Origin of the sequence: Methylobacterium sp. B1 (assembly GCF_000333255.1) — a bacterium.
In the GTDB taxonomy this organism is placed as follows: Bacteria; Pseudomonadota; Alphaproteobacteria; order Rhizobiales; family Beijerinckiaceae; genus Methylobacterium; species Methylobacterium fujisawaense.
Window position 1 is genome coordinate 1 of record NZ_BACT01001013.1, and the last position, 7,423, is coordinate 7,423.

A 7,423-nucleotide genomic window follows, 5' to 3' on the forward strand; every position below is an offset into this window, starting at 1 on the left:
AAGATCCTGCAGGAGCCGAAGAACGCCCTGGTCAAGCAGTACCAGCGGCTGTTCGAGATGGAGAACGTCGATCTGACGTTCCAGGACGACGCGCTGTCGCTCGTCGCCCGCAAGGCGATCGAGCGCAAGACCGGCGCCCGCGGCCTGCGTTCCATCCTGGAGACGATCCTGCTCGACACGATGTACGACCTGCCGGGCCTCGAGTCCGTGGAGCAGGTCGTGATCGGTCCGGAGGTGGTCGAGGGCAAGTCGCGTCCCCTCTACATCCACGGCGACCGCAACAAGGAAGCGCCCGCCAGCGTCAGCGCGTAAGCGCTTGGTAGGGTTGCGTTAAGCGCCCGGCTCCGGCCGGGCGCGCTGCGGGGAACATCTTGAAAACGCTGCGCCCCGCAGCCACCTCAGGCTCAGCGCGGTGGCCGCACGCTCCTTCGAGGTCCGGTCCGCGTCACCAGCCGCAAAGTTTTCGAAATTCCGACCCTCGCGGCCCGGTCGGCCCCTGGCTGTAGGCGCGCTCCATGCTTGGAGGTGCCGAACCCGGGCGTCCCTGAGAGGAAGTCAGCATGTCACAGTCGAAATCGCGCCAGCCGGTGGTTCCGGGCACGACGGGCACCTACGCCGTCCTCCCCCTGCGCGACATCGTCGTCTTCCCGCACATGATCGTGCCCCTGTTCGTGGGGCGCGAGAAGTCGATCCGCGCCCTTGAGGAGGCGGTCCGCACCGACCGCCACATCCTGCTCGCCACCCAGATCAACGCGGGCGACGACGATCCGGCCACCGATGCGATCTACAAGATCGGCACCCTTGCCTCCGTCCTCCAGCTCCTGAAGCTGCCCGACGGCACCGTGAAGGTGCTGGTTGAAGGCGTCGGCCGCGCCAAGGTCACGGGCTTCACCCGCTCGGACGAGTACTACGAGGCCACCGCCGAGGCCCTGCACGACGAACTCGGCGACCGCGTCGAGGCCGAGGCGCTCGCGCGCTCGGTGCTCTCGGAGTTCGAGAACTACGTCAAGCTGAACAAGAAGATCTCGCCCGAGGTCGTCTCCGCCGTGACCCAGATCGACGAGCCGTCCAAGCTCGCCGACACGATCGGCTCGCATCTGCTCGTCAAGATTTCCGACAAGCAGGGCATCTTGGAGACCCCCACGGTGGCGCAGCGCCTCGAGCGCGTGCTGTCGCTCATGGAGAGCGAGATCTCTGTGCTGCAGGTGGAGAAGCGCATCCGGACCCGCGTCAAGCGGCAGATGGAGAAGACCCAGCGCGAGTACTACCTGAACGAGCAGATGAAGGCGATCCAGAAGGAGCTGGGCGACTCCGAGGATGGCCGCGACGAGCTGGCCGAGCTGGAAGAGAAGATCGAGAAGACCAAGCTCTCCAAGGAGGCCCGCGACAAGGCGACGGCGGAGCTGAAGAAGCTGCGCCAGATGTCGCCGATGTCGGCCGAGGCGACCGTCGTGCGCAACTACCTCGACTGGATGCTCGGCATCCCGTGGGGCAAGCGCTCGAAGATCAAGAAGGATCTGCTCGGCGCCCAGGCGCTCCTCGACGAGGACCATTTCGGCCTCGACAAGGTCAAGGAGCGGATCGTCGAGTACCTCGCCGTGCAGCAGCGGGCGAACAAGCTCACCGGTCCGATCCTGTGCCTGGTCGGTCCCCCCGGCGTCGGCAAGACCTCGCTCGGCAAGTCCATCGCCAAGGCGACGGGTCGTGAGTTCGTGCGCATGTCGCTCGGCGGCGTCCGTGACGAGGCCGAGATCCGCGGTCACCGCCGGACCTATATCGGCTCGATGCCCGGCAAGATCGTGCAGTCGATGCGCAAGGCCAAGACCTCGAACCCGCTCATCCTGCTCGACGAGATCGACAAGATGGGCATGGATTTCCGCGGCGATCCTTCGGCGGCGCTCCTCGAGGTGCTCGACCCTGAGCAGAACAGCACCTTCAACGACCACTACTTGGAGGTGGATTACGACCTCTCGAACGTGATGTTCGTGACCACGGCCAACACCCTCAACATCCCGGGCCCGCTCATGGACCGGATGGAGGTGATCCGCATCGCCGGATACACCGAGGAGGAGAAGGTCGAGATCGCGCGCAAGCACCTGATTCCGAATGCCCTGAAGAAGCACGGGCTGGGGACGCACGAGTGGTCGATCGACGATGACGGGCTGATGATGCTGGTCCGCCGCTACACGCGGGAGGCCGGCGTCCGGAACCTGGAGCGCGAGCTGTCCAACCTGATCCGCAAGGCGGTGAAGGAGATCCTGATCACCAAGACCAAGTCGGTCGCGGTGACGACGGAGACCCTTCCGGTCTTCCTCGGCCCGCCGAAGTTCCGCTACGGCGAGATCGACGCGGACGACCAGGTGGGTGTGGTCACGGGTCTGGCCTGGACCGAGGTCGGCGGCGAGTTGCTGACGATCGAGGGCGTCATGATGCCCGGCAAGGGCAAGATGACGGTCACCGGCAACCTGAAGGATGTGATGAAGGAGTCGATCTCGGCGGCGGCGAGCTACGTCCGCTCCCGGGCGATCGACTTCGGGATCGAGCCGCCGCTCTTCGAGCGTCGCGACATCCACGTCCACGTTCCGGAGGGGGCGACCCCGAAGGACGGTCCGTCGGCCGGCATCGCCATGGCCACCGCGATCATCTCGACGCTGACCGGGATCCCGGTCCGCCGCGACGTCGCGATGACCGGCGAGGTGACGCTCCGCGGTCGGGTCCTGCCGATCGGCGGCCTGAAGGAGAAGCTGCTCGCCGCGCTGCGCGGCGGCATCAAGACGGTGCTGATCCCCGAGGAGAACGCCAAGGACATCGCCGAGGTGCCCGACAGCGTGAAGAACGGGCTGGAGATCGTCCCGGTCTCGCGGATGGATCAGGTGCTGGAGAAGGCGCTGGTCCGTCAGCCCGAGGCGATCGAGTGGGAAGAGCCGCTGCCGGTGGCCAAGCCTGCCCGGACCGAGGAAGACGGCGCCGCCTTCGTGGCCCACTGACGAAGACGTCCGAATGAGACGAGCCCCCGGAGCTTCGCGCCCCGGGGGCTTTTTCATGCGCGGAGGCTTGGATGCGCGTCCTGCTGATCAACCCGAACACCAGCGCGCATGTCACCGACCTCGTCGCCGCCCATGTCCGTGCGCAACTCGGTGACCAAGCGGAACTGCGCGCCGTCACAGGCCGCTTCGGGGCGCGTTACATCGCGAGCAGGGCTGCCGCATCCATCGCCGGCCATGCGGCGCTCGACGCCCTCGCGGAGCATGGGGCTGAGTGCGACGCGGTGTATCTGGCCTGCTTCGGCGATCCGGGTCTCCTCGCCCTGCGGGAGCTGTCGCGGGTGCCGGTCATCGGCATGGCGGAAGCCGCCTGTCGCGAGGCCGCCGCGGCGGGCCGTTTCGGCATCGTCACCGGGGGCGCGGCCTGGGAGCCGATGCTGCGGGAATTCGTGGCGGCCCTCGGCCTGTCCGATGCTCTGGCGGCGCTCCACACGGTGGCTCCGAGCGGTGGCGCCATCGCCCGTGATCCGGACGCCGCCCTGGCGACCCTGGCCGAGGCCTGCCGCGCCTGCGCGGCGTCCGGCGCCGAGCGCGTCATTCTCGGGGGTGCCGGCCTCGCGGGACTGGCGCGGCGGATCGCGGCGCAGGTTCCCGTTCCGCTGATCTGCTCGGTCGAGGCGGGAACCCGTGCGGTTCTTGCAGCGGGTGCGACCGGGACGGTCCGGTTCAGGCCAGAGCCCGTGGAGAGCGTTGGCTTGGCGCCGGCACTGGCGGCGCGGCTCGTCGATCCCTGACGCCGATCCGAAACGGAGCCCCTTGCACCGCACCGGCGCCATGCCGTAACGGTCGCCGGCCGGGCGGTTAGCTCAGTTGGTAGAGCGTCTCCTTTACACGGAGAGGGTCGGGGGTTCGAGTCCCTCACCGCCCACCAGAAACCTCCCTCTTTCGCGGAGCTGGCCGTTTCACCGGTCGCACGTCCTGCACGGGGACCGTTCTGACGGCACCGCCATGCCACCGAGCCGGCAAAGCGCGCCAGGGGGCGAGCCGGCCTCGTTACGAGGTCCCGGAGGGGATCACGCGCGGTCCGGCGGCGCGTCGGTTTCGACGGTGTCTTTTGCGGCAGGACCGAGGGCCAATGCGCACCTTTCGATCCTGCGCATCTGTCCGCGCGCCACATGGCCCGGGGTCGAGCATCGATCTGTGTGCTGAGCGGCCGCGCCTCCGAACGTCAATGATTGCAACCGTTTGAGAGCCATGTGCCGGTCTGGCGTATCGAGGGCCGATCGGCGCACGTCGTGTGAAGCGCGACCTCGAGGCCGGCCTACGCCTCGGCCGATCGGGTCGCACCGCCAGGCGCGACCCGATCGAGCATCGCGAGGAGGCCTGCCGGGCGGGCTCAGGCCGCCCGGACGGTGGTCAGGAAGCGTCGCACCTCGGCCGACAGATGTTCGGATTGCTGCGACAGCTCGGACGCCGAGGTGAGGACGTGCGCGGCGGCTGCGCCCGTGTCTTCGGAGGCGCGGGCCACACCCGCAATGTTGCCGGTCACTTCGGCCGTTCCGCTCGAAGCCTGCGCCACGTTGCGCACGATCTCCTGTGTGGCGGCGCTCTGCTGCTCGACGGCCGCCGCGATGCTGGAGGCCACGTCGTTGATCTCGCGGATCCGCCCCGTGATCCCACCGATGGCCGAAACGGCCTGGTCGGTCACGCCCTGCACCTGCCCGATCCGCCGGCCGATCTCCTCGGTGGCCCGTGCCGTCTGATTGGCCAGCTCCTTCACCTCGGCCGCCACCACGGCGAAGCCGCGGCCCGACTCTCCCGCCCGGGCGGCCTCGATCGTCGCATTGAGGGCCAACAGGTTGGTCTGGCCGGCGATGTTCGAGATCATTCCCACCATCGCGCCGATCTGCTCGGCGGCCTGGCTGAGTTCCTGCACGAGGCGCGTGGTCTGGTCCGCCTCCGCCACCGCAGCCTGGGCGAGCCCGGCCGAGCCGGCCACCTGCCGGCCGATCTCCTGCACGGAGGTCCCCAATTCCTCGGCGGCTGCCGCCACGGTCCCGACATTGGCCGCCGCTTCCTCGGCCGCCGCGGCGACCGTGGTTGATTGCGCGGCCGTCTGGCTCGCATTGGCGGTCATCTGCTCCGCCGTGGACTGCAACTCCGTGGAGGACGAAGAGACCATGCTGACGATGCCGCCGACCGCCCGCTCGAAGCTGTCGGCCAGTTCGACCATCGTGCGCCGGCGCTCCGCCGCGGCGGCCGCATCGGCGATCTGCCGGAGTTCCGCTTCCTCGGCGGCTTTGCGGGCGACCATGGTCTTGATGTTGTCGACGGCGCGGCCGAGCGCGCCGATCTCGTCGCCCCGCTGGCTTTCGGGGATCTCCGCGTCGATCTCGCCGGCGGCCATGCGCTCCAGCACCGCCACCAAGCGGGTGATCGGGCGCTGGATGTTGAGCATCAGCAGGATCGCGGCCGTGAGCAGGCTCAGCAGCATGGCCGCACCCGCCAAGAGGCCGAAGCGCGTCGCGGCGCTGACCTGCTCGGTCGTGGTCTCCATGGCCTTGTCGGTGAAGCCGCGCGCGTTGGCCACGGCCTGATCGATCATGCCCTCGGCCCGGGCGATCTGCTCCGTGATCGACCGTCGTGCCGCGTTCGCCGCGTCCGGATCGACCGCGCCGCCGCGCAGGTCCGTCCGTCCGGCGTCGGCATAGGTCCTCACGGCGCCGGCCAGATCCTGCAACGCCGTCCCGCTGTCACGCAGGATCTGCGGCTTCAACGCGATGGCGATCGGGCGCTCGAGGCCGCGTGACGCCTGCTCGGCTTCCTTGGCCGCTCGGGTGACGGCCGCGTCGGCCTCGGGAGCGGTCCGAGCCAGATCGACGGCCTTGAGGCTCAGCTGGATCCGGTTCAGGGCGACCTGCGCCTGCGAGATCCCGGTCAGGATCGTCTGCTCCCGGGCGACGGCGTCGGTCGCTTCCGCGATCCGACGGTCGCTGTTCCATTGGTTGTAGATCACGCCAGCGGCGAACAAGGCCGTCACGGCGGACGACAAAATCAGTTTGCGGCCGATTGTCAGGCGGGGCATGTGGATCGCCAGTATCCGAGGTGATTGAGCTGGAATTACGTGCTCAATCTTCAGCGTATCGGATAAAGAAAATCCTAATCGCGCGTTTTTTTCCTTGCTGTCGCGATTTTCGACTTGTGTGCGCAAGAGGTTTCGGGCGCGCGCCGGGACTGGCGGCACCGCATCCGCGTGCCCGACGCATGCGAAGGCGAAAAGTTCCGGGTCGGCTGAGATTTATCGCGCGGGAAGCCGGGCGGTCAAAGCGGCGACGGGCAGCGACGGGCAGCGATAACGGGCTGGATCGAGGTGAACGGCGCGTCGTTGGATCGGAACATTCCCGTCGCGGGCCGTGATCGGGCCGTGATCGGGCCATGTCCGGTGGACTGATCGGGATCTGCACGGGGCAGCATCTTCAGGCACCCTCGCCACGCGCGGGGCCGCCGGACGCGTCAGGCGCAGGCTTGCACCGCGCAGGCCGCGCGCACGACCGCAGCGGCCTGGAAATGATGGAGCATGTGGCCGGCGTCCGGCAGACGTTCGAACCGCGCGCCGGGGATCATCCCGGCCGCCCGCTGTCCGTGCAGGGTGGTGTTCACCACCAGGTCGGCGCTGCCGCCCAGGATGCGGACGGGCCGGTGCAGCGACGGGTAGCCGAGGACGCTGCGGGTCAGCGCCGGCCAGAGCCAGCCGGCATCCTCCCCCTCGGCGGTGATCTGCGCCGGGCGACCCGCGAGATCGAACGCGAAGTCCCGGGCGAAGCGCGGCGGCATCGCCTCGGGAAAGAACATCGCGTTCCACAGGAGCGGCAGGAGCATCCGGTCGCTGCTCGCGGCCAGGAGGGCCGACAGAGCGTCGCCGCCGAACGGCAGCGCCCGCGGCCCGAACAGCACCTGCTCCAGCCGCGGCTCCGGGAAGCAGATCGGCGCCAGGGCCACGACGCCGGCGATCTCCTCCGGATGGAGCATCCCGTACGCCAGGGCGACGGCCCCGCCGAACGAGTGACCCAGGATCACCGGCCGCCGCAGGCCGAGGCGCTGCACGGCTTCCCGGATGCTCGCGGCCTGATCCCAGATTTCGGCGGCGGCGCCCCGCGGGCGTCGGCTGAAGCCGTGGCCCGGTCGGTCGACGGCGACCACGCGGAAATGCTCGGCCAGTGCCGGCACGGGGCCGAGCCAGACGTCCTCCAGGCACATCAGCGTGCCGTGGATCGCCACGAGGTCCGGTCCGGGGCCGATCTCCGCGTAGGCGATCGTCCGGTCCTGCGCCAAAGCGACGATCCGGCGCGGCACGATCCGAGGATTCGCCCCGGCTCCCTGCGCCGGCCGAACGGCGCCAGGCAAACTTCCGTGGCAGCGGGCACTTACAGGCGCCGCCG

4 protein-coding genes, 1 tRNA gene and 1 pseudogene are annotated in these 7,423 nt (G+C 69.0%); 4 read left to right on the forward strand and 2 right to left on the reverse strand.

Translation table 11 applies throughout. From position 1 onward, the window contains the following. The 4 genes and pseudogenes from I53_RS28080 to I53_RS28095 all read left to right on the forward strand — a co-directional run. Positions 1-312 (forward strand): annotated as a pseudogene (locus tag I53_RS28080) (ATP-dependent Clp protease ATP-binding subunit ClpX); the annotation flags it as partial. Positions 313-560: 248 nt separating this feature from the next. After that, on the forward strand, positions 561-2,987 hold the full coding sequence (gene lon / locus I53_RS28085; protein ID WP_043357208.1) for an endopeptidase La: 2,427 nt from the start codon (positions 561-563) through the stop codon (positions 2,985-2,987). Positions 2,988-3,058: 71 nt separating this feature from the next. Next, positions 3,059-3,778 (forward strand): aspartate/glutamate racemase family protein, encoded by a 720-nt coding sequence (locus I53_RS28090; RefSeq protein ID WP_043357210.1) that lies wholly within the window; start codon positions 3,059-3,061, stop codon positions 3,776-3,778. Positions 3,779-3,839: 61 nt separating this feature from the next. Beyond that, positions 3,840-3,915: transfer RNA gene (locus I53_RS28095), tRNA-Val, on the forward strand. Between the two features lie 465 nt (positions 3,916-4,380). On the opposite strand, the gene I53_RS28100 is transcribed toward I53_RS28095, so the two are convergent. Continuing rightward, on the reverse strand, positions 4,381-6,069 hold the full coding sequence (locus I53_RS28100; RefSeq protein WP_043357213.1) for a HAMP domain-containing methyl-accepting chemotaxis protein: 1,689 nt from the start codon (positions 6,067-6,069) through the stop codon (positions 4,381-4,383). A 428-nt stretch (positions 6,070-6,497) separates the two neighbouring features. Further along, positions 6,498-7,337 (reverse strand): alpha/beta hydrolase, encoded by an 840-nt coding sequence (locus tag I53_RS28105; RefSeq protein WP_251982480.1) that lies wholly within the window; start codon positions 7,335-7,337, stop codon positions 6,498-6,500. Between the last annotated feature and the right edge of the window lie 86 nt (positions 7,338-7,423).